Annotated in this window: 23 protein-coding genes; 8 read left to right on the top strand and 15 right to left on the bottom strand. The window is 70.6% G+C overall.

Going from position 1 to position 23,450, the window contains the following annotated elements; genetic code table 11:
* Positions 1 to 55: 55 nt before the first annotated feature.
* The gene (locus ACFYXF_RS16950; RefSeq protein WP_389350324.1) at positions 56 to 1,513 is read left to right on the top strand and encodes a Mucin-2; all 1,458 of its coding nucleotides are present in this window, start codon (positions 56 to 58) and stop codon (positions 1,511 to 1,513) included.
* Here ACFYXF_RS16950 and ACFYXF_RS16955 read toward each other — a convergent pair.
* From ACFYXF_RS16955 to ACFYXF_RS16970, 4 genes are read right to left on the bottom strand one after another with little or no spacing between them, the layout of a single operon-like run.
* The gene (locus ACFYXF_RS16955) at positions 1,501 to 2,178 is read right to left on the bottom strand and encodes a hypothetical protein (protein ID WP_389350325.1); all 678 of its coding nucleotides are present in this window, start codon (positions 2,176 to 2,178) and stop codon (positions 1,501 to 1,503) included. The two genes, ACFYXF_RS16950 and ACFYXF_RS16955, sit on opposite strands and share 13 nt — an antisense overlap.
* An 11-nt stretch (positions 2,179 to 2,189) precedes the next feature.
* Positions 2,190 to 4,337, bottom strand: coding sequence for a glycoside hydrolase domain-containing protein (locus ACFYXF_RS16960; protein ID WP_389350326.1), 2,148 nt, complete (start codon positions 4,335 to 4,337; stop codon positions 2,190 to 2,192).
* Between the two features lie 15 nt (positions 4,338 to 4,352).
* On the bottom strand, positions 4,353 to 4,874 hold the full coding sequence (locus ACFYXF_RS16965) for a hypothetical protein (RefSeq protein ID WP_389350327.1): 522 nt from the start codon (positions 4,872 to 4,874) through the stop codon (positions 4,353 to 4,355).
* Between the two features lie 29 nt (positions 4,875 to 4,903).
* Positions 4,904 to 5,824: a hypothetical protein gene (locus ACFYXF_RS16970; protein WP_389350328.1), complete on the bottom strand. Its 921-nt coding sequence runs from the start codon at positions 5,822 to 5,824 to the stop codon at positions 4,904 to 4,906.
* Positions 5,825 to 6,058: 234 nt separating this feature from the next.
* Between ACFYXF_RS16970 and ACFYXF_RS16975 the strand changes: the two genes are divergently transcribed.
* Positions 6,059 to 7,090, top strand: coding sequence for an ArsR/SmtB family transcription factor (locus tag ACFYXF_RS16975; RefSeq protein WP_389350329.1), 1,032 nt, complete (start codon positions 6,059 to 6,061; stop codon positions 7,088 to 7,090).
* A 157-nt stretch (positions 7,091 to 7,247) separates the two neighbouring features.
* Here the strand turns inward: ACFYXF_RS16975 and ACFYXF_RS16980 are convergent, their stop codons facing one another.
* On the bottom strand, positions 7,248 to 7,694 hold the full coding sequence (locus ACFYXF_RS16980; RefSeq protein WP_389350330.1) for a Scr1 family TA system antitoxin-like transcriptional regulator: 447 nt from the start codon (positions 7,692 to 7,694) through the stop codon (positions 7,248 to 7,250).
* A gap of 122 nt (positions 7,695 to 7,816) precedes the next feature.
* Between ACFYXF_RS16980 and ACFYXF_RS16985 the strand changes: the two genes are divergently transcribed.
* Both ACFYXF_RS16985 and ACFYXF_RS16990 read left to right on the top strand, forming a co-directional pair.
* Complete coding sequence (locus ACFYXF_RS16985; RefSeq protein WP_389350331.1) at positions 7,817 to 8,482, top strand: DinB family protein; 666 nt, start codon at positions 7,817 to 7,819, stop codon at positions 8,480 to 8,482.
* A 260-nt stretch (positions 8,483 to 8,742) separates the two neighbouring features.
* The gene (locus tag ACFYXF_RS16990; RefSeq protein ID WP_389350332.1) at positions 8,743 to 9,270 is read left to right on the top strand and encodes a DUF1062 domain-containing protein; all 528 of its coding nucleotides are present in this window, start codon (positions 8,743 to 8,745) and stop codon (positions 9,268 to 9,270) included.
* 54 nt (positions 9,271 to 9,324) lie between these two features.
* On the opposite strand, the gene ACFYXF_RS16995 is transcribed toward ACFYXF_RS16990, so the two are convergent.
* Positions 9,325 to 9,702 carry a DUF4267 domain-containing protein gene (locus ACFYXF_RS16995; RefSeq protein ID WP_389350333.1) on the bottom strand — a complete coding sequence of 126 codons (378 nt, stop codon included), beginning with the start codon at positions 9,700 to 9,702 and terminating at the stop codon, positions 9,325 to 9,327.
* Between the two features lie 113 nt (positions 9,703 to 9,815).
* Here ACFYXF_RS16995 and ACFYXF_RS17000 point away from each other — a divergent pair, with 113 nt between their 5' ends.
* Positions 9,816 to 10,397: a TetR/AcrR family transcriptional regulator gene (locus tag ACFYXF_RS17000; RefSeq protein WP_389350334.1), complete on the top strand. Its 582-nt coding sequence runs from the start codon at positions 9,816 to 9,818 to the stop codon at positions 10,395 to 10,397.
* Positions 10,398 to 10,444: 47 nt separating this feature from the next.
* On the opposite strand, the gene ACFYXF_RS17005 is transcribed toward ACFYXF_RS17000, so the two are convergent.
* The 9 genes from ACFYXF_RS17005 to ACFYXF_RS17045 all read right to left on the bottom strand — a co-directional run bounded on the left by ACFYXF_RS17005 (position 10,445) and on the right by ACFYXF_RS17045 (position 20,737).
* Positions 10,445 to 11,443 (bottom strand): small ribosomal subunit Rsm22 family protein, encoded by a 999-nt coding sequence (locus tag ACFYXF_RS17005; protein WP_389350335.1) that lies wholly within the window; start codon positions 11,441 to 11,443, stop codon positions 10,445 to 10,447.
* An 87-nt stretch (positions 11,444 to 11,530) separates the two neighbouring features.
* Complete coding sequence (locus tag ACFYXF_RS17010) at positions 11,531 to 13,354, bottom strand: endo alpha-1,4 polygalactosaminidase (protein WP_389350336.1); 1,824 nt, start codon at positions 13,352 to 13,354, stop codon at positions 11,531 to 11,533.
* A 119-nt stretch (positions 13,355 to 13,473) separates the two neighbouring features.
* Entirely contained in the window at positions 13,474 to 14,892 is a 1,419-nt protein-coding gene (locus tag ACFYXF_RS17015; RefSeq protein ID WP_389350378.1) for a diacylglycerol/lipid kinase family protein, read from the bottom strand.
* 58 nt (positions 14,893 to 14,950) lie between these two features.
* Entirely contained in the window at positions 14,951 to 15,418 is a 468-nt protein-coding gene (locus tag ACFYXF_RS17020; RefSeq protein WP_389350337.1) for a hypothetical protein, read from the bottom strand.
* Between the two features lie 32 nt (positions 15,419 to 15,450).
* Entirely contained in the window at positions 15,451 to 15,915 is a 465-nt protein-coding gene (locus ACFYXF_RS17025) for an SHOCT domain-containing protein (RefSeq protein ID WP_389350338.1), read from the bottom strand.
* A 133-nt stretch (positions 15,916 to 16,048) separates the two neighbouring features.
* Entirely contained in the window at positions 16,049 to 16,246 is a 198-nt protein-coding gene (locus ACFYXF_RS17030) for a hypothetical protein (protein WP_235479603.1), read from the bottom strand.
* Between the two features lie 48 nt (positions 16,247 to 16,294).
* On the bottom strand, positions 16,295 to 16,810 hold the full coding sequence (locus tag ACFYXF_RS17035) for a hypothetical protein (protein WP_389350379.1): 516 nt from the start codon (positions 16,808 to 16,810) through the stop codon (positions 16,295 to 16,297).
* A 324-nt stretch (positions 16,811 to 17,134) separates the two neighbouring features.
* Entirely contained in the window at positions 17,135 to 19,801 is a 2,667-nt protein-coding gene (locus ACFYXF_RS17040) for a LuxR C-terminal-related transcriptional regulator (protein ID WP_389350380.1), read from the bottom strand.
* 609 nt (positions 19,802 to 20,410) lie between these two features.
* Positions 20,411 to 20,737 carry a carboxymuconolactone decarboxylase family protein gene (locus ACFYXF_RS17045; RefSeq protein ID WP_389350339.1) on the bottom strand — a complete coding sequence of 109 codons (327 nt, stop codon included), beginning with the start codon at positions 20,735 to 20,737 and terminating at the stop codon, positions 20,411 to 20,413.
* Between the two features lie 160 nt (positions 20,738 to 20,897).
* Here ACFYXF_RS17045 and ACFYXF_RS17050 point away from each other — a divergent pair, with 160 nt between their 5' ends.
* The 3 genes from ACFYXF_RS17050 to ACFYXF_RS17060 all read left to right on the top strand — a co-directional run bounded on the left by ACFYXF_RS17050 (position 20,898) and on the right by ACFYXF_RS17060 (position 23,447).
* On the top strand, positions 20,898 to 21,215 hold the full coding sequence (locus tag ACFYXF_RS17050) for an amphi-Trp domain-containing protein (protein ID WP_389350340.1): 318 nt from the start codon (positions 20,898 to 20,900) through the stop codon (positions 21,213 to 21,215).
* A gap of 128 nt (positions 21,216 to 21,343) precedes the next feature.
* Positions 21,344 to 22,681 carry a hypothetical protein gene (locus ACFYXF_RS17055; protein ID WP_389350341.1) on the top strand — a complete coding sequence of 446 codons (1,338 nt, stop codon included), beginning with the start codon at positions 21,344 to 21,346 and terminating at the stop codon, positions 22,679 to 22,681.
* A 40-nt stretch (positions 22,682 to 22,721) separates the two neighbouring features.
* The gene (locus ACFYXF_RS17060) at positions 22,722 to 23,447 is read left to right on the top strand and encodes a class I SAM-dependent methyltransferase (RefSeq protein ID WP_389350342.1); all 726 of its coding nucleotides are present in this window, start codon (positions 22,722 to 22,724) and stop codon (positions 23,445 to 23,447) included.
* Positions 23,448 to 23,450 lie beyond the last annotated feature (3 nt).

A 23,450-nucleotide genomic window follows, 5' to 3' on the forward strand; every position in this document is an offset into this window, starting at 1 on the left:
GGTGCCCGAGGTGGCCGCACGCGAACCAAGGGGAACGGGTCGGGGGAGCTGGGACATGGTCGCCTACTATTCATCCGCGCTGGACGGAGTGGCCGCCAACCCGGCCCTCCCCACACCGCTGTTGCTCCGGCTGATCTCCTTCGAGGGCGGGGACGACCGCAGACCCTTCGAATCCCTCCACCGGGCCATGATCCGGCCGGGGCTGCCCGAGTCGGCCATCGCGGCTGTCCGCGCCCACCCGATCGCGCACGTACGATCCGCGTTCGCGACGAGCGGCCAGGCGGAGCCCGAGCAGCGGGCCCTGCTCGTGGACGACCCCTCGCCCAAGGTACGGGCCGCTGTCGCGATCGGCCCTGAGTGGACCCTCGATCACCGGACGAAGGTCCGTCCGCTGCCGGACGCCGCGTGCGAGCGCCTCCTCGCGGACCCCGAACTGTCCGTACGCAAATCGGTGTTGCACTCGGACAACGTGGCGCCGTCCTTCCTCGCCTCCCTGGCCGGGCATCCCGATCCGGCCGCACGACGTGCCGCCCTGCGCGTCTGGGACGAGCTGACGGCGGACGAGCACGCGGCGCTGCTCGCCGATCCCGACCCGGAGGTACGGCGGCGGGCCGAGGTGTGCGCGTGCCCGCAGGACGCCAAGCTGACCACGGCGCTGTTCGCCGACCCCGCTTCCCTCCGCGAGGCCCTGCGCCGGGGGCGCCTCGACCGCGCGGAAGCGGAGCAACTGCTCACCAAGGGCGTCCACTTGGCCGACCTGGCCGCCAATCCGTCCCTGCCACCCGATCTGGTGGACCGGCTCGCCGTCGACCCCGACCACGACGTACGCCTCGCGGTCTCCCTCCGCCCCGAGCTGACCGAGGCCCGACGCGCCGCGATCGACGTCACCGTCGAAGCGTGGGCGCGGGTCGACGTGGACTGGGTGGGCGCCGGAACAGCCGACCAGGACGTGCTACGCAGAGCCGTGACCTCCGCCCACCCCCTCCTGCGCCGAGCGGCGGCCCGCAGCCCTCACCTCTCGCCCGATCTCCTGCGACTGCTGGCCGAGGACACGGACTTCGAGGTCCACAGACTCCTGGCCGTATGCCACCCGGACACCCCGGTGGAGGTCCTGATGGGCGTGTACGCGAAACTCGGCGGAACGTTCTCCGCCTGGATGGCGACGGGCCACCCCAACTTCCCCCGCGAGGGCCTCGCCCACTACGCCGACCACCCGGACCCGATCTACCGCCACCTGGTCGTCCGCGACCCCGCCGCCACCCCCGACCTGATCGAGCGCCTGAGCCACGACCCGGACACCTGGACCCGCCAGTCGGCAGCCCGGGACCCCCGCCTGCCACTCCCCCGCCTGATCGAGGCCCTCACCGAGCCCGAACTGGCCTACTGCGCGGGCGCGAACCCGGCGCTTCCGCCGGATGAGATGGCGGGGGTCATGGACAGGGCCGGGGTGCCGTCGGGCAAGGGTGAGGGTGAGGGCCTGGGGACGACGGGAGCCCCAGCTCAGTCGCCCTGAGCCCGTTGCAGGCGGCGTGCCATGGTTCTGCGGAACGGGGCGGCCGGGTCGGCGACCGTGCCCGCTGTCTGGGCCCGGGGCGCAGCGGACCGGCCGGGGTCCAGCCGGGCCGCGACACGGGCCAGGGCCTTGTCGCCGGGGCGGGCGGCGATGTGGAAGTGCGAGACCTTCACCGGGGTCAGGTCACCGCCCCAGACGACCGTGCCGTCGCAGTCCGCGAGGATGTCCCGCACGATCGTCTCCTGATACGGCCAGAGTCCCTCGCTTCCGTTGAGCGGATAGGCGGTGGGGTGAAGGGCGACAGCGGTCCCGGAGAGGTGGTTCGACTCGAAGTCGGCCCCCACCGTGCGCCGCGTGGTGTGGCCGGTGACACCGCCGCCCTCGCCCGTGTCGAGCGCGGCGATCTCGTAGTGCCATCGGCGCGCGACGTGCAGCAGCACCGCCCCGGCGGCACCGCGCCGCAGCCCGAGGGAGGCGGCGGACCCCTGGATGTGGTGGACCGTGACGGAGGCGGGGTCGATCCGCCAGCCGTTGGCGGACACCTCGCCGGGCCACTGCCCGGTGGACGGCTCGACGGCCGAGGCGGAGGTGATCGACGTGCCCGACACCACGGCGAGCACACCGGTGCCGGCGGCGACACGCAGCAGACCGCGTCTGGAGATCATCGGCTTCCTCCTCATTCGCCCTGGCCGACGGCGGACACACCGGGATCGCCGCCGTCGCGCCAGATGTTGTGGTCCAGGCCCCAGCCCGCCTGGAACTGGTACTCGTGGATCTGGTTGAACGACCAGTTCTCCGGCAGCGGGAAGCCGAGGTTCCCGGAGAATCCCCAGGACATCCCGGAGACGAACGACCAGCGGGCCCCGGCGTCCTTCGACACCCGGACGCACACGTTGCGGGACCCGTAGACGCCGAACGTGTAGCGGCCGCCCAGCTCGGCGAGCCCGGCCCTGACGCCGTTGAAGTACGGCACCACGTGGCTGGTGATCTCCTCGTCGGTCGCGTCGTAGTCGACCCCGAAGTAGATGCAGGTGCCGGTACCGATCCCGTGCTGCACGGCCTTCTGGTGGGCCTTCTTGCCCTGGTCGTAACCCTTGTCGTAGGTGAAGTTGCCGAGTTCCGTGCCGTTGTACTGGAAGATCGGGAAGAACCTCAGCCCGGCGTTCAGAATGGTCTGCGGCTCGCCCGGCTTGAGTGCCTTGCCGAGGTAGCCGTCGTCACCCGGGGCGAGGTGCTCGTCCAGATAGCGCCCGACGATCGAGTAGCCGTTGGCCTTGAGCAACTGCCCCCGCTGCGCGGTGATCTCCGTGATGCAGTCGCAGCCGGTGGCGTCGCGGGAGGTGTCCCCGGACGACACGAGGAGCTGCGCCCACGTCGTGTAGTCGTTGTGGCCCGTGACGGGAATCTGCGAGAACCTCTGGAAGGACTGGAGCCAGCCCAGGTGCGTGCCGGTCTGGGCATCGGTGCCGATGTCCGCCGCCAGGTAGTTCGCCTGTCCGTTCGCCGTGTACGTCGGTGAGTTGAAGTAGCACGCGGCACGGAAGAGGTACCGCAGGTCGCCCGTGAGAGCCCCCGATCCCCTTCCCTTGAGGGCGGCCTGTGTCCCGGGCCCGAAGTATCCGTTGATCGAGCCCAGGGCGATCCCGATCTCGTACTGGATGGCCATCATGAGCCCCTGCTGGACATCGCGGGAGTAGATCCCGTCGCAGGGCACCAGACTCATCGCGGGAATGCCGATGCCCGCGACATAGCGGGAGTTGAGCCGCTGCTGGATCGCCCGGACGTGGGGGTCGCCGCCGGGCACGAGGCGGAACTGGTCCATGCGCAGCAGGGATTTCAGTACGTGCGGCCACATGGCCACGCGCTGCGCGACGTTCCCGTAGTCCAGGCCCATGTCGCCGTAGAGCTGCTGAAGGGACGTCTGGGAGTCCGTGCCCCATCCGACCAGGAAGGGGGAGGCCCAGTAGCCCTTGCACCACAACGCCCCGTTGTACAGGCGCAGGAGATTCTGGCTCGGCTCCGAATCCGGCAGCAGCGCACGGTTCTTCACGGCGCTGAAGGTGCCGGGGCCGAACGTCTGGACGGTGGGAGATATGCCGAGTTCGTGCTGGAGTCCCTGGGTGAGGGCTAGGACGGTGTTCCAGCCGGTGTAGCCGGTTTCGGAGCAGATCACGTATCCGGGTGCCGTGTCGTAGGTCTCGTTCACCCACTTCTGCGTCCGGTACACGTAGATGTCGGCTACCGCCCGCCACGGCACGGACGGATCGATCGTCGACCCCTGCCGCGCGTACATGTGCAGGTTGCCGGGGCAGTCGGTGTCCCATCCGAAGGAGTGCGGGAGGATTTTGTTCCCGGTCTTGCGGTTGGCGTCGTGGCGCAGGTAGTCGATGAGCCCCCTGATCCCGCGCAACAGTGCCTCGCTCGCCACGTCCCCGGAGCGGATCATGCCCACGATCGAGTAGAAGCCCTCGTTGCGCCCCATGTTCTCGATGGGTTCGCCTTCACCGCCGTTTCCCTCTCCGCGTTCCTGTCCGCGCCCCACGTAGACGTGGCCGTGCGGGCAGACGAGGTAGTTGTAGGCGATGTCTCCTTCGAATTCGCCACCGGTCTTGTGCTCCAGATAGACCTCGGCGATCGCCTTGCGGCAGTCCTCCTCCGTAAGGAGGTCGCTGGTGCTGCCGGGGCCAAGGTAGTGCAGGAACACGCCCTTCTCGCCGGACCATTTCGGATTCTTACTGACCTCGGGATCAGCGGAGGCGTGTTGCTGCAGGTACCAGGGGGCGTACTGCCCCCAGGTGGCACGCGGGTTGATGGTGATGGCCATGATTCCCCCCTCCGGTCAGCAGGCGTAGTGCGGGTCGTGGATGTAGTCCGCGTCGTCGGTGAACCACCGGTGTCCGCTGACCGCGTTGTCCGCCCAGCCGCCGTCGAGGAATCTCTCGTAGCCCAGCGACAGATCGGCGTAGTAGTTGCCCGCCTCGATACAGAACGACGACTGGTTCGTGCTGGGGTTCACGTCACGGCGGAGCGCGACCTCGCTGAAGAGGCCGGGGAACCCGTTGTTCCACACGGACGTGGCACGGTCGTTGAAGTTGCCGCAGTCATTGCCCCACCACTCGTCGTCGCGGTCCCAACGGCACCAGGCCCCCTGGAAGTTGGGCAGGTCGTAGGCGTAGAGGTAGCCGTCGGCGCCGTCGGCCGCGGCCAGCGCGCTGAGGTCGGCGCCGGCCCGTACCGGAGTCGGGGCGCCGACCGCCGCCGCGGACGGTCGCGCGTCCGAGGCGGCCATGGCGGGTGCCGCTCCGGCGACCAGCCCGATCACCGCCGCCGTTGCCAGGACACTCCGTACGAATTGCCTCATCTCGTGCCTCTCTTCTAGGTGTTGTTCTTCTAGGTGTTGTTCTTCTGGCTGTTGTTCTTCTGGGTGTTGCGCCGCGACGGGTCTTCGTCGCGGACGATCCGCTCCGCCTTCGGCAGTGCGGCGAGCCGCATCCGCCGGGCGTTGGTCACATCGGCGCGATACCGCTCGCGCACATCGGCGAGATGCCGTTCCTCGACGTCCCCCGCGACCGCCGCCAGGCCGGAGCCCACCGCACAGGACGCCTCCGCGACGGCGTACTCGACCTCCTTGGCCGCGGGCGCCGAGTCGCCCAGCGCGGCCCGCAGGGCCCCCGGCGACTCGTGGGGCAGCCCGCGCCCGGCCACACAGTCCGACCAGCGGCGCAGCGCTTTCGTGTACGCGGGGTCCGTCTGCGCCCGGCTCATGGCCAGCGCCGTGACACCGCGGTCCACGGCGTCCGCGCCGAACCAGGTGCGGAAGTCGCCGTACAGCTCTCCGCGAGCCTCGCTGGTGCACCCCCGGGTGCTGCGCCCCGTCGTGGCGCCGCCCGGCAGGGTGACCTCGACGGTGTCCACGCCGCCGCCCTGCCAGGCGCGCAGTGCCTCGGCGCGCCGCTGCGGCGTCAGCGCGCGCAGGTAGTCCCCGACCGGGTCGTTCGCCCGCAGTCGGGCGATCTCCCCGGGAGTACGGACGCGGGAGCCGTAGCCGTGCTCGCGGGCCCACGGCACGTCGCCGAGGACGAGCGCCATCGGTGGCGGCTCGGTACCGGTCCGGGCCGGCTCGGGAGCCGTCGGCAGACGGAACCCGGCGCGGGCCATGCAACGCCGCTCCAGGATGTCCTCGGCCCGGCGCAGCGTCACCAGCTCACCGGTGGTCGCCTCCCGTGGGAACGCCGCGTCAGGTGCGGCGAGTTCGGGCGGCTCGGTCACGTCACCCGGTCCACAGGCGGTGAGCGTCGCGAGCAACAGCATTGGCATCAGCGAAAGCACGGCGGATCCGCGCACCAGGTCTCCCCCTACCCGTACGTCTACCCGTACGTCGATCGGTCGCCTTCAGGCTGTCCGGGGGGCTCTCGCGGCGCATTCACTTTCGGTCTCAGCCGAAAGACCGGGCCCACGGGACCCTTGTGAACGCGACGGTGCAACTGTTCACACCCGCGCCGCACTCTTACGGCACACAACCAGTCGCCTCGGGGGGCTCTGCCTGTGCTGAACATCTACTTCTCTGCTGAGGATCTGGGGCGGGTCCGCCTCGCCCCGGCGCCGGATCCGGCCTGGGAGACGCTGCTGAGCCTGCACGCGCTCGGCGGCTCACCGGACCACATCGTGTTCGGGCCCTGGCGGGCCACGGTCGCCGACCCGCTCGACCCGTCGATCTCCCTGCTGCGCCGGCTCGCGCCACCGCGTGGCTACTCGCCCGACTTCCTGACGCCGGGCGCGGGGTCCACCCTGGAGTCCGCCGTCGACGCCATCACGAGCGTCGACCGCACCCGGCTGCGCAGCGAACTGGCCCTGCTGCCCGCCCGGCGCCAGGCAACCCCATGGATACGTCGGCTGGCCCAGGGCGAGCCGGAGACGATGCGCGGGCTCGGCGGCGCCGTACGCCGCTACCACCAGCGGGTACTCGGCCGCCCATGGCACCGCATCCGCACGGTGATCGAGGGCGAACGGGCCCTGCGGGCGCGCGACCTCCTGGACGGCGGCGTCGAACGGCTGCTGGGCAGCATCCATCCGCTGGCCCGCTGGGAGCCGCCGGTGCTCAGGGTGGACTACCCGGTACGTCAGGATCTGGTCCTGAACGGCCGGGGACTGCTCCTGATCCCCTCGTACTTCTGCTGGGGCCGCCCCATCACGCTCCGGGACGGTGAGCTGAACCCGGTGCTGGTGTACCCCGCCAACCGGAGCCTCCAGCTGCTCACGGACGACTCCGGGACACCGCGGCCGGCCGCTCTGGGACGCCTTTTAGGACGTACGCGCGCGGCGGTCCTGGAGGAGATCGCGGCGTCCGACGGCACCACAGGAGGGGAGCTCGCCCGGCGGCTGAGCATCTCGACCGCCTCGGCGAGCGAACACACCTCGACCATGCGGGACGCGAACCTGATCATCAGCCAGCGGGTGAAGAACACCGTGTGGCACACGCTGACCCCGCTCGGCCAGGCCCTGCTGGAAGGACGCCGACCGGACGACGAGCCGCCCCGTCCCACGGCCGGTGCCCACAGCGGAACACGACCGACGTGACGACACCGCCCTGCGGCCACGGCCCGGGAATCGAAAAAGCAGCGGAGCTTTCGCCGCTGGGCGGTGTCTACGGATACGGAGCCAGTCGGTCAGACGGCGCCGAACTCGCCGCCCTTGACGCTGTACGAGGACGTGAACCAACGCGGGGATTCGGTCGTCACGGGGTGCCCTTTCGTAGCTGCTCGATCATGGCCACAGAAGCTGCCTGAGAAAGCGCTTCAGCCTGTAGCTGGTGGTAGGCCGTCAGCATGGGCAGCACGAACATGCTTTCCCGTTCCAGATGTCCCCGTTGGGCGGACTCCGCGTAGGACATGAGTGAACGGTCCGGCAGAGTCAGGTTGTAGACCGGCAAGTTGAACGGTCTACGTTCTCCCATGTCGAACGGGGTGACCTGGAGGACGGTGTTCGGCAGCTCGGCGAACCTGACCAGCCGCGCCAACTGGGCGTCCATGACGGCTGGTTCGCCCATGGGCCGACGGATGCAGCCTTCGTCCAGCACCACGAAGACCATCGGCGGGGGTGTCCGGGCGAGCGTGGCCTGCCGTTCCGCGACGAGGGCGACGCGCTCGTCCGCCTGGTCGCTCGTGATCGCGCCCCGCTTCACGGCGCCCTGCGCGAGAGTCGCCGCGTACTCCGGCGCCTGGAGCAGACCTATGTGTGCTGGGGACTTCGTAGAGCCCGGCTGTCAGTGCTGGGCTGTCAGTGCCGAGTGGAAGACTGCCCGGCATGATCGAACCGAATCCGAAAGCGGACCTCCTCCGTTACCTGCAAGACGGACGTGACGCGCTGTTGTGGAAGCTCGACGGGCTCTCGGAATACGACGTCCGCCGCCCGCTGACCCCCACGGGCACGAACCTTCTGGGGTTGGTCAAACATGTCGCCAGTATGGAACTGGGGTACTTCGGCGACACGTTCGGACGGCCGTTCTTCGGCGAGGAGCCGCCGCCCTGGTGGTACACGGAGGACCCAGAGCCCGACTCTGACATGTGGGCCGCTGCCGACGAGTCGCGCGAGGAGATCGTTGGGCTGTATCGCCAAGCGTGGGAGCACTCCAACCGCACGATCGCGACGCTGGCACTCGACGCGACCGGTCACGTCCCGTGGTGGCCGGAGGAACGCCGAGAGGTGACACTGCACCACATCCTGGTGCGCGTGATCTCCGAAACTCAACGGCACGCCGGCCACGCCGACATCGTGCGAGAGTTGATCGACGGGGCTGTCGGTTATGTGCAGGGAAACGACAACATGCCACCGGGCGACGGGGCATGGTGGGAGAGCTACCGGAGCCGACTGGAGCGCGCGGCGCGGGAGGCCTCCGGCCGAGAGGTCAGCGAAGACGGCGAAGACAGCACCGATGCGGAGTCGGACGGCTTCAACGGTGACGGTGACTGACCGGCCCTGATTCTTCTCCGGCGCCGACCACACCGCCCGCGAGGCGCTCGAAAACCAGTGGAACGGCGCCGCTGTGCGCCATTACCGTGCTGCCTGACCAGAGTCGTCTAGGCAAGGACGTCCCGTTGTACACCGTGTGAGACCCCCCGAGTGCTGATCTGTCGCGCGTCGCACATCCAGGCATGTGCGCCGTGCTGCTTTTTGCTGCGGACTTCTCACACTGAAACCGGTGTACTTCTGTGCTCGAAAACTGGGTTGTCATGCCCACCCGCCTGCCGCTCGTTCGCCGCCGTTGCCACGCGTGCGCGTCCGAAAGCTTCCGGACAAGCGGCAAATTCCGCGTCAACGCCAACCACAAGCTCCTGGACGTCTGGCTCCTCGCGCTGTGCACAACCTGCGGAGAGACCACAAAAATCACGGTCCTGGAACGCCTGAACGTACGCTCCATACACCCCGAGCTACTGGACCGACTGCACGCCAACGACCCCACCCTGGCAGCCGAGTTGCTCCAGGACCCGGCCGTACGGCGCCGCAATCGCATCGCCCTGGACTGGGACAACGCCTGGCGCCTCGACACCGGCGGACCGGATCGCGGGGACCGTGAGGTGATCGACGTATCGGTTCGGTTCGCGGCGCGGATTCCTGTCCGGCCGGTCCGACTGATCGCAGAAGGCTGCGGTCTGTCGCGAGCCGAGGTGGAGAGGCTGGTCATGGAGGGCAACGTCGTTTCGGCGGTACGACTGAGCGGCAAGCTCTCCGGCGACTTCACCTTCACGCTGAAGCGCTGAGCCCTCCTCGGTACCGCTTGCCTGTCCGGCAGGATCCGCCGGACAGGCAAGCGGTCATGCGACGAGCAGGAGCACGCTGATCGCCAGCATCACCACGGCGGTGGCCCCGTGGATGCCGTAGACGGCCGCCCTGGGCCCGTTGCTGCGCCGCACGATCAGCGCGTCGCCGACGGGGATGCCGGTGGCGGCCAGCATGAACCAGCCCAGCAAGTGGGGTGTCGCGCCGACCAACAGGATGAAGACGAAGAGCCCCGAGGCTATGTCGCGCACGCCCTTGACGGACAGCCAGGCCTGGAAGTTCCGGTCCTCGGTCGGCGTACCGGGGATGCCGAAGTCGACCGCGGCCTGCGGTGCCCAAAGAGCGCGCACGCCGATGAAGATGATGCCTGCGCCGACCAGTCCGGCGAGCACGTTGGCGACGTTGGTGAGCATGGGTTGCTTCCCCTCTCGATGACAGCGCCCGCTGCATTTCCTAGCGGCGCTAGAAGTTATGTCGACGATAGACATAGCCGCGACAGGATGTCTAGCGCTGCTAGAATGTGGTCATGTCCGCCATCACCGAACGCCGTGAACGCGAACGCGCCCACCGCCATCAACTGATCGTCACAGCCGCACGCGAACTCGCGGAGGCCGAGGGCTGGGAGGCGGTGACCACACGGCGGCTGGCCGAACGCGTCGAGTACAGCCAGCCGGTGCTGTACAGCCACTTCAACGGCAAGGACGCCATCGTGCGCGCCGTCGCACTCGACGGCTTCGGCGAACTCGCCGCCCACCTGCGCCGCGCGCGGCAGACCGCCCCCGAACAGGGGCAGGCCCTGCGCGCCGTCTGCCGCGCCTATCTGGCGTTCGCGACCGAGCGGCCCGCCCTGTACCAGGCGATGTTCGTCCTGCCCACCGACCTGAAGTTCGCGAGCACCGAGACACCGCCCCCGCTACGGGCCTGTTTCGACGAGTTCGTCAGCTGCTTCCGCCCGGACAACGAACGACGCGAACTGTTCGCCGAGGTCACCTGGAGCGCGGTGCACGGCATGGCCGTCCTGTCCGACAGCGGCCGAATCCCCCCGGACGGCCAGGAGGAGCGGCTGGATTTCCTCGTCACCCGGATCGCCGACACGTCAACGGACTGACCGCACAGCAAAGGGCAGGCGCAAGACCTAGGACCCGAGCCGAGCCACTAGCTCCCGCTCCCCTCCCCCGGCGGCCAGGCGTCCCCCCAGTCCGCATCACGCGCGGCCCGATAAAGCAGCCCATGCCGCTTCGTCACCGTGGCCCGGCGCAGCGCAGGCTCCGTCTCGCACAGGTCGAGCAGGACCTGGCCCTTCCGGATCTGGGGCTTGCGTACGATGCGGGCGGGCGCCGGGGTCACCGGGAAGCGGGCCGCGGCGACGTAGCTGAACTTCTCGTCCTCGTACGGCAGGGAGCCGCCCTTCACCTTGCGGTGCAGGGAGGAGCGGCTGACCCGGGCCGAGAAGTGGCACCAGTCCTCACCGGGGACGATCGGGCAGGCCGCGCTGTGCGGGCAGGGGGCGGCGATGTGGAAGCCGGCCTGTACGAGTCGGTCGCGGGCCTCGATGACGCGGAGGTAGCCGTCGGGGGTGCCGGGTTCGATGACGACGACGGCCTGCGCGGCGTCGGCCGCCGCTTCGACCACGGAGGTGCGGTCGGTCGCCGTCAGTTCGCCCAGGACGTAGGAGATCGTGACGAGATCAGTGCTCTCGATTCTGAGCGCCGCTCCAATACGAGAGCGCTGCCACTCCGCCCCCTTCAGCTCCGGCTTGGCGGCGGCGAGCTCCCGCCCGAGGGCGAGCGCCGGCTCGGCCCAGTCGAGGACAGTGACCGGCCGTACGCCCTTCCAGACCGCGTTCACCGCCCAGGTCGCAGCCCCCGTCCCGCCCCCTACGTCAACATGGCTGCCGGGCGCCCAGTCGGGCGCGGCCTCGGCGAAAGCGTCCAGCGCCGAGCACACCGCCCCGAAGGTCGCCGGCATCCGGTACGCGGCATACGCGGCCACGTCGGAACGGTCCCGCAGTACGGGTGCGTCGGTCGGCGTCCGCCCCCGATAGTTGGCGATCAGCCGCTCGACCGCCTGCGCGGCCACCTTCGGAGGCAGCCCGTCGAGGAGACCGGCGAGGGCGGCGCGTAGGGCGTCAGCAGGGGAAACGGGGTTGTTCACGGGGTGATTCTAGAGGTGGGGGCGAGGGGCGGAACGGCCGCTTCTTCTCCGCCCCTTTCGCTGTGGAGCCGGACTGTCTTCCGCAGGTCAGCAGGGATCGCGAAGGTAGTCGCTCGCACCCTTGGGCTCGACCTCCGAGTCGCGGCGGACGATGCTCAGCCGGTTGCTCCAGCTGGAGCACGCCTTGGCCATGCCCTTCGCCGTGTACTCGACCACGAACACGTTGTCGTCGAACGCGTCCGCGAACTCCCCGCACTCGTTCCACTGGCCGCACTCCTCCACCACGGCGAAGTCCAGGCCCACCGACGCCCGGTCGCGCAGGAGTTCGACGGTGTTTTTCTGGGCGACGGCCAGACCCTCCCCGTGGGCGTGTGCCACCAGAAGCTTCATGAGCGCCTTGGCCTGGTCGGCCGTCAGGTACTCCGGGAAGCGGGTGAAGGAGTCGTAGTTGTCGGGTTCGACGGCCTTGTACCCGCCGGCCGCGCACTCATCGATCCAGGTGTCCAGCTCGGCCGCGATGCGCTGCCGCTTGGTGTCCGTACGGATGTCCAGGACCGCTTCGCCCCAGTCCTGGTCGTAGACGATGTCCCCGTTCGCGTCGCGCAGCAGCAGGTCGGGGTTCCAGTCGCCCTCCGCGCCCTTCTCCGCCTGGAAGGCGTTGATGTTGCAGATGTTGTACGCACCCTGCGCGGGCGCGTCCTCATAGCTGCGGCTGACCACCCGCACGCCGGTCGGCAGGGGGTACGCGCCGCCGATCTGGTAGTCCCACGGCACATGCTTCGGCGGCAGGGTCACCGCGGACGCGCGGGCAGCGGTGGGGGCGGGGGTAGAGGCGGAGGTAGAGGCAGTGGGCGACTGGGAGTCGCCGTTCCTGTCCGATCCGATTTTCACGGCCGTGATGCTCAGACCGGCAACGACCACCACCCCTGCGGCGAGGCCGACAGCGATGCCCCGCCCTCGGCGTCTGTTTCCGGTGCGGGCCGCCCTCCTCGTTCCGCCCGTTCCCTGCGCCGTGGCCGGTTCTCCCGGGCCGGAGGGCGTACCGGAGACCCCATGGTCGGTCTCCGCCACGTCGGCCCCTCCCGGCGGTGCGTCCGGTGCGGCCGAGTCCCCCAACCCCCGGAGCAGTCCGTGCAGTTCGGCCAGTCCGGGCCGGGCGGCCGGGTCCTTGTCCAGGCAGCGTTCGGCGACGCTCCGGAGCGGTTCGGCGACTCCGTCCAGGTGCGGTGCCTCGTACATCACCTGGTAGCCCGTCAGATAGGGGCTGCTGCCGTCGAACGGACGGTTACCGGTGGACGCGTACACCAGGAGCGACCCGAGTGAGAAGACGTCCGAGGCCGCGGTGACCTCACGCGGCGCGGCGAACTGCTCCGGGGACATGAAGGGCGGGGTGCCGATCAGCCGCCCGGTCACCGTGAGGGCCTCGTTGTCCACGGCGTGGGAGATGCCGAAGTCGATGACGCGCGGCCCGTCGTCGGCCATCAGGACGTTGCTCGGCTTCAGGTCGCGGTGCACCACACCCGCCCGGTGGATGTCCCGCAGCGCCTCGACAAGGCCCAGCGCGAGGACGCGCAACTCGCGTCCGCGCAACGGGCCGTCCTTGGTCACGATGTCCGACAGCGTGCGGCCCGGCACGTACAGGGTCGCCATCCACGGCTGCGCGGCGTCGGGATCGGCGTCCACCACCGGGGCCGTGAACGCCCCGCTCACCCGGCGGACAGCCGCGACCTCCTGCCTGAAGCGCGTCCGGAACTCCTCGTCCAGCGCGTACTGCGCGTGCACGACCTTGACGGCGACCCGCCGTCCCGATTCCGAGTGGCCCAGGTAGACGACGCCCATGCCGCCGCTACCGAGCCGGTCGACCAGCGTGTAGCCGCCGATGGAGTCCGGATCGCCGGGGCTCAGCGACATCACCGGTCACCTTTCCCGTGTGCCAGGCTTCGAATGCCGTTCGTTGAACGGTGATCAGAGTAATACGGGGGCCGTTTCCCCGAACCCCCGATCCCCTCCGCCCCATGCCCGACAAGGCCTCAGCTGTCACGGCCGCCGCCACGAACCCGCCCCGGGCCGGAAGGCTCGTGCTGTCCCCGGCCCGGGAACAGGGGCGCGGAGCCCAGCGCCAGCCGTGCCACGCGCGGCCAGTCGGCCGTCGCCGCGCCCGCCCGTGGCGTACCCGGGCGACGGCGTGGCACGCGCACCCGGAGTGCCCCGGGGTCGCTGCGGCACACGACGGGTGACGGCAGAACGACGTGCTCTCCGTCGATGCCGACCGGGAGGGTGTCCGTGTCGGCCTCGACCGTCACCTCCCCGGCGCTCAGCCTGATGAGTCCCCCGGAGCGCGCGCCGCGCACCAGGCGGGCCGCCTGAGCGGTGTTGCCGACCCGCACGCACACCACGCCGAGCAGGCCCGAGTCCAGTCGCTCCCTGCGCCCCGGACGGGCCGCGTCGACAGCGCGTCCGTAGGGATTGTTGCTGATGAGGAGGGCCTGAAGATCGTCGACGGACTCTCCGTCGGCCCGCGCCCGCAGTCCGGACGCGCCCTCGCCGGTGAGGAGGCCGGGGAGGGTGCGCAGCGTGGTGCGGGTCTTGGCGTCCCGGTACGCGGGGTCGGTGACGACGGACGCGTACGTGCCGAACGAGGCGTTGTTGACGAAGACCCGGTCCGCGGCGTATCCGAGGTCGATGCGGAGTTCGACGCCATGGGTCAGGGCTTCCAGGGCCGCCGCCGGATCGTCGCGGTCCAGGCCGAGGTCGAGGGCGAAGTGGTTGCGGGTACCGGCGGGAATCACCAGGAACGGCACGTCATGGCGTGCCGCGACCTCGGCCACGAGCGCCTGGGTGCCGTCGCCGCCCGCGACCGCCAGCAGATCGGCCCCCTCGGTGACGGCCTGCCGGGCCAGTTCGGCGACATCCTGGTGGCCCCCTTCGAGCAGGACCACCCGGCAGCCGGCCGCCCTGGCCTTCTCCACCAGGTGGAATCGGCCCACCTTGCCACCGCCGGAGCGCGGATTCATGAGGATCCAGGGGCTGTGGGGCGCCTCGGCGACAGCCAGTTCGGATTGTTCGGCCTGTTCGGCCTGTTCGGCAGCGGTGTGCCCGGGGCTCAGGGCCGTACGGGCCATCGTCACGGACAGCACCCACAGAGCCAGGGACAGCAGGGCCGGCCACAGCATGTCGTACGCGGCGTACAGGGTGAGAACGGTGACCGGCGCCACCACCGACAGCGCTGCCCCGAGGACACGCAGCGCACCGGTGTGCGCCAGGGTCCACCACACCCCGACGGCGGCGAGCGCCAGTCCGGCGATGCCGACCAGCGCCCACAGCACACTCCGCAGACCGGCGACGACGAGCGGCACCACGACGCTTCCCAGCAGGGCGAGCACCGCGAGACGGGCCCGTCCGGCACGGCCCCCGAGTACGGCCGGGGATCCTGCCGTACTCGGGCCCATCGTGCCGCCGCCGTGGTGTCTCACCTGTCGGCCCCTCCTTCTCTTCCTCTCTTCCGCCTCACACCCTGTGCGACGGGCGCTCCTCGTACGTCGGGCGCTGCTCGGACCGGTCGAAGGGGCTGTCGCGCCGGACCACGCACAGGGCCCAGATGATGAAGCCCGAGATGGTGATCATCACGACCGACCACACCGGGTAGTACGGCAGGGAGAGGAAGTTGGCGATGATGACGAGTCCGGCGACGGCCACGCCGGCGACGCGCGCCCAGGTCGCGGTCCCGAACAGTCCCAAGCTGACGATCACGGCGATCGCGCCCAGGGCCAGGTGGACCCAGCCCCAGCCGGTCAGGTCGAACTCGAACACGTAGTTGCGCGTCGTGAGGAAGATGTCGTCCTCGGCGATGGCCATGATGCCCCGGAAGATGTCGAGCAGGCCGACGAGGAAGAGCATCACGGCCGCGAAGGCCGTCAGGCCGCTCGCCCATTCCTGCTTCGCCGTGCTTTCCGGACGGGTGTGTGTCGCAGTCATCTTGCGCCTCGTTTCGTGTGGTCTCCGGATGCTCAGCGACCGGAGGGGGGCGGGGTGGCTCCCGAGGACTCCGCCGGACCGTGGCCGGCCAGGACCAGCTCCTTCGCCCTGCGGAACTCCTCGTCCGTGATGTCGCCGTGCGAGCGGATCTCCGACAGCCTGGCGAGCTCGTCGACGCTGCTGGTCCGGCCGCCGGCCGCGGTCTGCCTGATGTAGGCGTTGAACTCCTCCTGCTGCGCACGCGCCTGCTTGATCTCGCGGCGGCCCATGTTCTTACCTCGGGCGATCACGTAGACGAACACGCCGAGGAAGGGCAGGAGCACGCAGAACACCAGCCAGCCGGCCTTCGCCCAGCCGTTCATGGTGTCGTCGCGGAAGATGTCGGTGATGATCCGGAAGAGCAGGACGAACCACATGATCCACAGGAAGAACCAGAGCATGGTCCAGAAGGCGCTCAGCAGTGGGAAGTCGTACGCCAGGTAGGTCTGCGCGCTCATGTCCGTCCTCCGTCTCGGGCGTTCGCCCGGCCGCAGTGCTGTGACATCTTCAGCGTGCCCACGCCAGGTGCCGGGCGCCTCACCCGGCGCGGGTGAGTGTGCGCGCCGCGGGTTCACCACAGCGCCCGGCCCGTCACTCCGGCAGCTGGCGCATCTCCAGGACCCGCAGTCCCAGTGACTGGCAGCGTGCCAGCAGTCCGTAGAGGTGCGCTTCGTCCACGACGGGGCCGAACAGGATGGTCTGGCCGGACATCACCACGTGGCCCAGCTCCGGAAACGCCTTGGCCAGCGTTTCCGACAGATGTCCCTCGACTCGGAATTCGTAGCGCACGAGCTGTCCTTCCGTGGACTGCCTCGGACAGGCGGACGGCACCCGGGATCAATGGGTCAGAACGATCTTGACGGAGATGATCAGCAGGCCGAGCAGCAGGTTGACCGACGCGGTGGCGGCCATGAGCCGCGGCGAGGCACCGGCGCGGCTCGCCGCGGTCACGGACCAGCCCACCTGGCCGGCCACAGCGACGCAGAGAGCCAGCCAGAGGGCACCTCGCACGTCCAGCCCCAGGAGCGGGCTGACAGCCACCGCGGCGGCCGGCGGGACGGCGGCCTTGGCGATCGGCCACTCGTCACGGCACACCCGCAGCACGACCTGGCGGTCCAGAGCCTGCTGTGCCAGGCGCGCCCCGAACAGCTGGGCATGCACGTGCGCGACCCAGAACACCGCTCCGGTGAGCAACAGCAGCAGCACCAGCTCGGTTCGGGGGAACGAGCCGAGGGAGCCCGCGCCGATCACCACGGAGGCCGCGAGCATGGATCCGTAGACGCCGCCCGTGCAGTCCGCGTGTGCCCGGCGTTCGGCACGGCGCGTACCGCGGGCCGTGGCCGGGGCGTTCATGGCTCTGGTCCTGGACACAGGCGGCTCCCTCGAACTCGGCGCGTCGGTCCGGTCGCTCCGGCCGGGGCCTCGGCGGACGGCCGCCGCGGACGGCCTCGCTGTGCGGTCGGCAGGCGCCGCGTGACCGGGAGACCTGGAGACCTGGAGACCGGCGAGGGTGATGCCGCCGGTGGCGAGGATCGCCGCCTTCGGGCCGTCCGCCGACGCATGTCCCGCCCCCTCATCGCATCCGAAGCACGCGCCCCCCGCCTCACCCGTCACGGGGGAAGCCCGGGTCCCGCGATGTCCTGCCGAGGGGGGCCGGCCACACTCACCGACGTGCGTTCACAGCAGCCCGAGGTCACGCGCGCGGCGCACCGCGTCGTTCCGCCGGTTCACCGCCAGCTTCCGGTACACGCTCTTGAGGTGCGTCTTCACCGTGTTCACCGACACATAGAGGTCTGCGGCGACCTCCTCCGTCGACATCATCCGGGCCAGCCGCTCAAGGACGTCGCGCTCGCGTCCGCTGAGCTCCACCACGAGGGGCAGCGAGGGCGGGGTCTCCGGGCCGGGCATGAGCCAGCCCGCTGCCAGTTCGTGCAGCCGAGCCGTGGCCAGGAGAGGCCGGATCCATGGTCCGGCGTCGAGGAACGGACGCCGCAGCCGCTCGCGCCGGGCGTCTAGCAGGGCCTGCGCCACCAGCCCGCGGGCCGTGGCGGTGTCGCCCGCCCGCTCCGCTGCCTGAGCCCTCACCAGCGCCGCCCGCACGGTCACCGCCGGACCCGTCCGGCCGTGGGTACGGATGCTGTCGAGCAGGTTCAGGGCCGCCTCGGGACGCCCTGCGGCGATCTGGATCGCCGCCGCCTCCACCGCGCACGCCGGCTGGTCGCCGGACATGTCCTGGAGCAGCTCGGCGGCCTCGTCCGGCCGTCCTTCGGCCAGGTGGGCGGCGGAGGCGACGAGCGCCTCATGGCCTGCCGACCAGGGTGAGGCCACGGCGGCGGAGACGACCGGGTCCGCCGCCTCGACCGCGGCTCGTGCCTTGCCCCTGACCAACAGGAGGCGGGCGGTGGCGAGGGCTCGCCCCGCCGCAGGCACCGGATCCCGCGCGCCGGCGGGGAGCCGGGCCGTCTCGTCGAGGAGGGCCTGGGCCCGGTCCAGCTCATGGCGGTCGACGGCCACGGCGGCCAGGACCAGCTGTCCGAGGCCGGAGCCGGCCGGCTGGGACAGACCGACCCGCTCCGTCTCGGACACCGCCGCCAGTGCCTTGCGCTCCGCCCGGCCGAGCCAGCCGTTCAGATAGTCGAGCAGGGCCAGGTGTCCCATCGACTCCTCCCGGGGCAGCAGGGTGGTGGCGCCGCCGCGCATGCCGGCCACGGTGGTCAGAGCGGTGCGCGCCTCCTCGTAACGCCCCGCCCACAGACACGCCGATCCCACATGGGTCAGCAGCTGAGCGCGCATTTCGGGATGCTCGTCCAGGAGCCGCGCCGGGACTTCCCGCCACAGTCCGTCGGCCGCCTCGGCGGCCTTCTCGGCCCGTTGGGAACTACCGGTCAGCCGGGCGGCCAGGGCCTCCAGCAGCGCGCAGCTCAGCTCGGCGGCCGCCCGGTCGTGCGTCACGTCGGGCGCCGGGCCGGACTCCTCGGGGGCAAGCCGCTCCTCGGCGTGGCGCAGGCGGGCCAGACCGCGGTCCACGTCGCACCCGGCCAGGTCGCGGGCCGCACGTACGAGGTCCGTGGCCGGGCTTCTGGCCTCGGGCCCCATGTCGGAGAACACCTGGGCCAGGTCGCCCTCGCGCAGGCCGGTGAAGAGTCGGCCGATCGCCAGGTCGTCGACGAGGACACCGGCGGCGAAGTCCCAGTCGCCCGCGGCGGTGCCATGGGCGAGTGTCTCCGGCAGGAATCCGGAATGCCGCAGCCACCGCGCGGCCCGCCGGTGGAGTTCCGGCTCCAGCCCGGGCAGGCGCACGCGGAGATGGGCCCGGAGTATCTCGCCGAACAGCGGGTGGAGGCGGTACCACGAGTGCCCGAGGTACTCGACGAACGCGTTCGCGCGGTGCAGCCCGACGAGAAGGGGCTCGGCATCGGTGCGGCCGGTCAGCGCGTCGGCCAGTTCGGGGGAGAAACGATCGAGGACGCTGACCCGCAGCAGGAGGTCCTGTGTCTCCTCCGGCTGCCCACGGAGGACCTCGGCCAGCAGGAAGTCCGCGATCGCACTCCGGTCGGCCTCGAACTCCTTGAGGTAGACCTCCGGGTCGGCGCTCTCCCGAGCGGCGAGGGCCGACAGGCGCAGGCCCGCGGCCCAGCCCCGCGTGCGCTCCACCAGGGCGCGCGCGGCGTGCACCGGAAGACTCAGACCGTGCAGCTCCAGCAGGGCGACCGCTTCCTCGGAGGTGAAGGCCAGCTCGGCGGCGCGGATCTCCGTCAGCTCGCCGGCCGCCCGGTAACGGTGCAGCGGAAGCAGCGGTTCGGTGCGGCTGACGATCACGAGGCGCAGCCCCCGCCCGGCGTGGTGCAGGACGAACTCCAACTGCTCCGCGACCTCCGGAGCGGTCACGCGGTCGTACTCGTCGAGCACGAGGACCACGGGCCGTCCGCGATCGTTCAGCTCGGCGGCGAGCGCCGCCAGAAGCCTGTCGTCCACCCGGGACGCGTCCGCCGGGAACCCCACCGGGCCGGGCGGCAGCGCACCGCAGGCGCGCAGGGCCTTGACGACGTACGCCCAGAACACCCCGGGACGCCGGTCCCCCGCTTCGACGGTGAGCCAGGCGACCGGCGACCGCAGTCCGTCGGCCCAGTCGGCGGCCAGCAGGGTCTTGCCGGCTCCGGCCGCGCCGTTGAGCAGCGTCAACGGTGTCCCGAGGGCGTGGTCGAGGTGGTCGACGAGCCGCTGCCGCCGCAGGAACGTGGCGGGCCTGGCGGGGAGGGCGAACCTGGTGCGCAGAAACGGGTCTCCCAGGGGATCGGCACACGGAACGGCCGGTCCTCGCGCGTCCTCGTAGTTCTCGGCCACGGCGCTCACCGCCCCTGTCCGTCAGGGCCACGTCACGGACGGCACTCCCTCCGCCAGTATCTCAGCGCTCCTGCACCAGCGCACGGCACACCGGCCCGTTCCGGTTTCACCCACGCCGGGTGAGGCGACGGCTGTGGGGTCGGCGAACGCTTGGCGTGGACGGGCCGCCGACGCGTGCCTGCCGGAGCTGACGCAGCGCGTCGGACCGGGCAGGGAGATCCTTGTGAACCAGTACTCGCCCAGTGTTTTCGCCTCGCTCCTGGACGGCGAACGCGGGGGGGGCACTGCCGACTCGCCATAGAGCTCCCCGACGGCGACGGCATGACCGTACGGCAGCTCTATCTGTCCGACACGGCCATCCTGGTCACCCGGTTCATGGCGCCCGGCGGAGTCGGTGAGGTGGCCGACTTCATGGTGCCCATCGAGTCCTCGGCCCCTCCAGGATCGACGACGGGTCCGGCCGGTCGGCGGACGGCTCGTACACGGCGTGGCCCGACGGCGGCGAGCACAGCACACGTCGGACGGTCGGACTCCGTGGCCTCACCGCCCGACGTGGCCGCGCGGATCGCTGATACAGCGGATCGCTCATACAGGGGTGGGCGTCCGCTCTCAGCCCTCGGACCCGATCTCGGCATCGGCGACGGCGATGGCGATGCCGAGTGCCGTGGCGATGTTGCCCGCTGCCGTCATGACGCGGGCGGTGCCCACGATGGGCGCGATGGCGACCAGGACGTCCTGCAGCTGTTCGGCGGTCAGGCCGGCCCTGAGGCCGGGGTCGATATGGGCCACATAGGAGATGGGCGGGGCGTCCGAGGCGGCGAGCGCCGCGATACGCGTGAGGATGAGCGTGTCCGGGGGCAGGCCGCAGCGCTCCAACGAGTCGACCGTCATGGCGGCGAGGGTGTCCAGGACAGGGGTTTCGGATGCAGTGGACATGTCGTATGCCCTTCTTTCCGCAGGCTCTACGGTTCCCTTCAACCCTAGGACTCCTCCGTCTGTCGCGCATGGAGACGCCTGGAGACGCCTGGAGTGTCCAAACGCATATATGGCATGACAATGAGCTCTATCCACCCTTTTAATCCGATCGGAGGCGTTCATGAAGGACCTCAAGTTCGAACAGAAGCGCTCGATGTCACGCCTTGAGGCGGCCGACCAGCTCACGGCACTCGCAGCCGCGTTGCGGGAGGGCGGGGAGGCCGAGGTGGAACTCGGCTTCGGAACGCTGAGCCTGCGGATCCCCGACGACCTTCGCGGCGAGATAGAGGTCGAGATCGGTGACGGCGAGATCGAGCTGGAGGTCGAGTTCAAGTGGCCGGCCACGAAGCGAAAGACCGTGCCCGCCAAGCCTGCTCGCGGCGGCACGGGCACCGGCAGGAGCAAGGGCACGAAGCGGTCCTCCACGAAAACCCGCTGAGCCGAGCCGGGGCCGCCACTCACGGCGGGTGACCGTGTTCGCCCGTACGGCCCTCCTGGGCGGGCCGTCTCGCCGTGCAGCGGCGGAGATGGAGGAAGACCAAGTCCCCCAGGAGCCCCGGAGCAGCCATGACCAGCCCTCACGAGCCGCCCGAGCCTGCCGCCGTCCCGGGGACCGGCGGGGGTGACGCGCCGGGGAGCGGGACCAAGCACGGCTCGGCGCCCGCGCGGATCGCACGGAAGACCGTCTCGGCGGTGCTGATCGTGCTCACCTGCATCCTCGTGCCGGTCGCACTTCTCACGGTGTGGGTGCACGACATCGCTCTGGACACCGACCGCTACGTGGACACGGTCTCCCCGCTGGCCTCGGATCCGGCGATCGAGGCCGCGGCGGTCAAGCGCATCACCGAGGCCGCGGATGTGCGGGTGGACGGCAGCCGAGCCGCCGCGGACATCTCCGCGTGGCTGCGGACGCAGGGCCTGCCGCCCCGCGCCGCGCAGGCGGTGAAGGGACTGGGCCCACAGCTCGACAGCGCGGTCAACGGCACGGTCGAGAAGGTGGCCACCCGCTTCGTGGAGAGCGACCGCTTCGAGCGGATCTGGACGAACGCCAACCGGGCCGCCCACAGCACCGTCGTGCACGCGCTCACCGGCGAGGGCCGGGGCGCCGTGGGTGTGGAGAGCGGGACGGTCACCCTCGACGTCGGGGAAGCCGTCGACCAGGTCAAGCAGGCACTCGTGGACGCCGGGGTGTCCCCGGCCGCCAAGATCCCCGACGTCGACAAGCAGATGGTCCTCTTCCAGTCCGACGAGTTGAAGAAGATCCGCAAGGGCGCTCACCTGCTGGACGTGATCGGGCGCTGGTTCCCCGTCATCGTCGTGGTGATCGGCGCGGCCGGCGTGCTGCTGGCCCACCGGCGGCGCCGCGCGCTGGCCCGTACTGCTCTGGGCGCGGCCTTCGCCTGCCTGGTCGTGGCCGTCGTCCTGGTCGTCGCCCGCCGCTACTACCTGGACCATCTCCCGCCCCAGGTCCAGTCGGAGGCCGCCGCGGCAGCCGTTTTCGACACCCTGCTGCACTTCCTGAGGGTCAGCCTGCGCACGGCGATCGTCCTGGGTGTGCTCATCGCGCTCGGCGCCTACCTCATCGGTCCCGGACGGCTGCCGCGCGCCGTCCGAGGCAGGTCCGAGCGCGCCGCCGGCTCCGCGGCGCAGTGGGCCTACGCCCACGAGTTCCGCACCGGCCGGGTGGGGACCTGGACCCAGACCCACCGCCGGTGGATCGCCGTGGCCGCCCTGCTGATCGTGTGCCTGATCTTCGCACTGTGGAACCACCCGACGGCCCTGACCATCCTGCTGCTGGTCGTCATCCTGCTCGTCGTTCTCGCACTGATCGCCCTCCTCGCCGCCACCGGCCGCGCCACCGCCGACGCCGAGCGGGCGGCACAGCGGCCGGAGGGCGGCGAATAAGGCCGTGCCCGCGCAACTCTGCCCCCGCTACCGTCACCCCATGCCCAACGAGGTCTTCCAGCACCCCCGCCTGGCCGCCGTCTACGACCCCCTCGACCCCGACCGCTCCGACCTCGACGCCTACGTCGACCTCGCCGCCGAGTTCGAAGCGCACCGCGTCCTCGACATCGGCTGCGGCACCGGCGTGTTCGCGCTGCTCCTCGCCGCCCGCGGTATCGACGTCATCGGCGTCGACCCCGCCCTCGCCTCCCTCGACGTCGCCCGTGCCAAGTCCGGTGCCGAGCACGTCCGTTGGATCCACGGCGACGCGACAGCCCTGCCGTCCCTCCAGGTGGACCTCGCGACGATGACCGCGAACGCGGCCCAGGAGATCACCGACCCGCACACCTGGCGGCAGACCCTGCGCGGCGCCCACGCCGCCCTCCGGCCCGGCGGTCACCTCGTCTTCGAGAGCCGGGATCCGTCGAAGCGCGCCTGGGAGGGGTGGAACCGTGACTCCTCGTACCGCGTGACGGATGTCCCCGGCATCGGTTCAGTCGAGAGCTGGGTCGAGCTGACCGGCCTCAACGGGCCGCTCGTCAGCTTCCGTTGGACCTTCGTGTTCGCCGAGGACGGGGAGGTGCTGACCTCCGACTCCACGCTGCGCTTCCGTGAACGGGACGAGATCGAGGCCGAGTTGCTCTCCCAGGGGTACGAGGTGAGAGGCGTACGCGACGCACCCGACCGTCCAGGACGGGAGTTCGTGTTCCTCGCACGGCGGCCGTAGCCG

This window comes from Streptomyces sp. NPDC002680 (assembly GCF_042889145.1).
In the GTDB taxonomy this organism is placed as follows: Bacteria; Actinomycetota; Actinomycetes; order Streptomycetales; family Streptomycetaceae; genus Streptomyces; species Streptomyces adonidis.

Bases quoted from the DNA above. Each gene is read 5' to 3' on its own strand.
- ACFYXF_RS16965 (WP_389350327.1), bottom strand. From the start codon at position 4,874: ATGAGGCAATTCGTACGGAGTGTCCTGGCAACGGCGGCGGTGATCGGG.
- ACFYXF_RS17035 (WP_389350379.1), bottom strand. From the start codon at position 16,810: ATGAACGCCCCGGCCACGGCCCGCGGTACGCGCCGTGCCGAACGCCGG.
- ACFYXF_RS16955 (WP_389350325.1), bottom strand. From the start codon at position 2,178: ATGATCTCCAGACGCGGTCTGCTGCGTGTCGCCGCCGGCACCGGTGTG.
- ACFYXF_RS17045 (WP_389350339.1), bottom strand. From the start codon at position 20,737: ATGTCCACTGCATCCGAAACCCCTGTCCTGGACACCCTCGCCGCCATG.
- ACFYXF_RS17060 (WP_389350342.1), top strand. From the start codon at position 22,722: ATGCCCAACGAGGTCTTCCAGCACCCCCGCCTGGCCGCCGTCTACGAC.
- ACFYXF_RS16960 (WP_389350326.1), bottom strand. From the start codon at position 4,337: ATGGCCATCACCATCAACCCGCGTGCCACCTGGGGGCAGTACGCCCCC.
- ACFYXF_RS17025 (WP_389350338.1), bottom strand. From the start codon at position 15,915: ATGAGCGCGCAGACCTACCTGGCGTACGACTTCCCACTGCTGAGCGCC.
- ACFYXF_RS17010 (WP_389350336.1), bottom strand. From the start codon at position 13,354: ATGTCGCTGAGCCCCGGCGATCCGGACTCCATCGGCGGCTACACGCTG.
- ACFYXF_RS17000 (WP_389350334.1), top strand. From the start codon at position 9,816: ATGTCCGCCATCACCGAACGCCGTGAACGCGAACGCGCCCACCGCCAT.
- ACFYXF_RS16995 (WP_389350333.1), bottom strand. From the start codon at position 9,702: ATGCTCACCAACGTCGCCAACGTGCTCGCCGGACTGGTCGGCGCAGGC.
- ACFYXF_RS16985 (WP_389350331.1), top strand. From the start codon at position 7,817: ATGATCGAACCGAATCCGAAAGCGGACCTCCTCCGTTACCTGCAAGAC.
- ACFYXF_RS17055 (WP_389350341.1), top strand. From the start codon at position 21,344: ATGACCAGCCCTCACGAGCCGCCCGAGCCTGCCGCCGTCCCGGGGACC.
- ACFYXF_RS17020 (WP_389350337.1), bottom strand. From the start codon at position 15,418: ATGACTGCGACACACACCCGTCCGGAAAGCACGGCGAAGCAGGAATGG.
- ACFYXF_RS17050 (WP_389350340.1), top strand. From the start codon at position 20,898: ATGAAGGACCTCAAGTTCGAACAGAAGCGCTCGATGTCACGCCTTGAG.
- ACFYXF_RS16970 (WP_389350328.1), bottom strand. From the start codon at position 5,824: ATGCTGTTGCTCGCGACGCTCACCGCCTGTGGACCGGGTGACGTGACC.
- ACFYXF_RS16950 (WP_389350324.1), top strand. From the start codon at position 56: ATGGTCGCCTACTATTCATCCGCGCTGGACGGAGTGGCCGCCAACCCG.
- ACFYXF_RS16990 (WP_389350332.1), top strand. From the start codon at position 8,743: ATGCCCACCCGCCTGCCGCTCGTTCGCCGCCGTTGCCACGCGTGCGCG.
- ACFYXF_RS17015 (WP_389350378.1), bottom strand. From the start codon at position 14,892: ATGGGCCCGAGTACGGCAGGATCCCCGGCCGTACTCGGGGGCCGTGCC.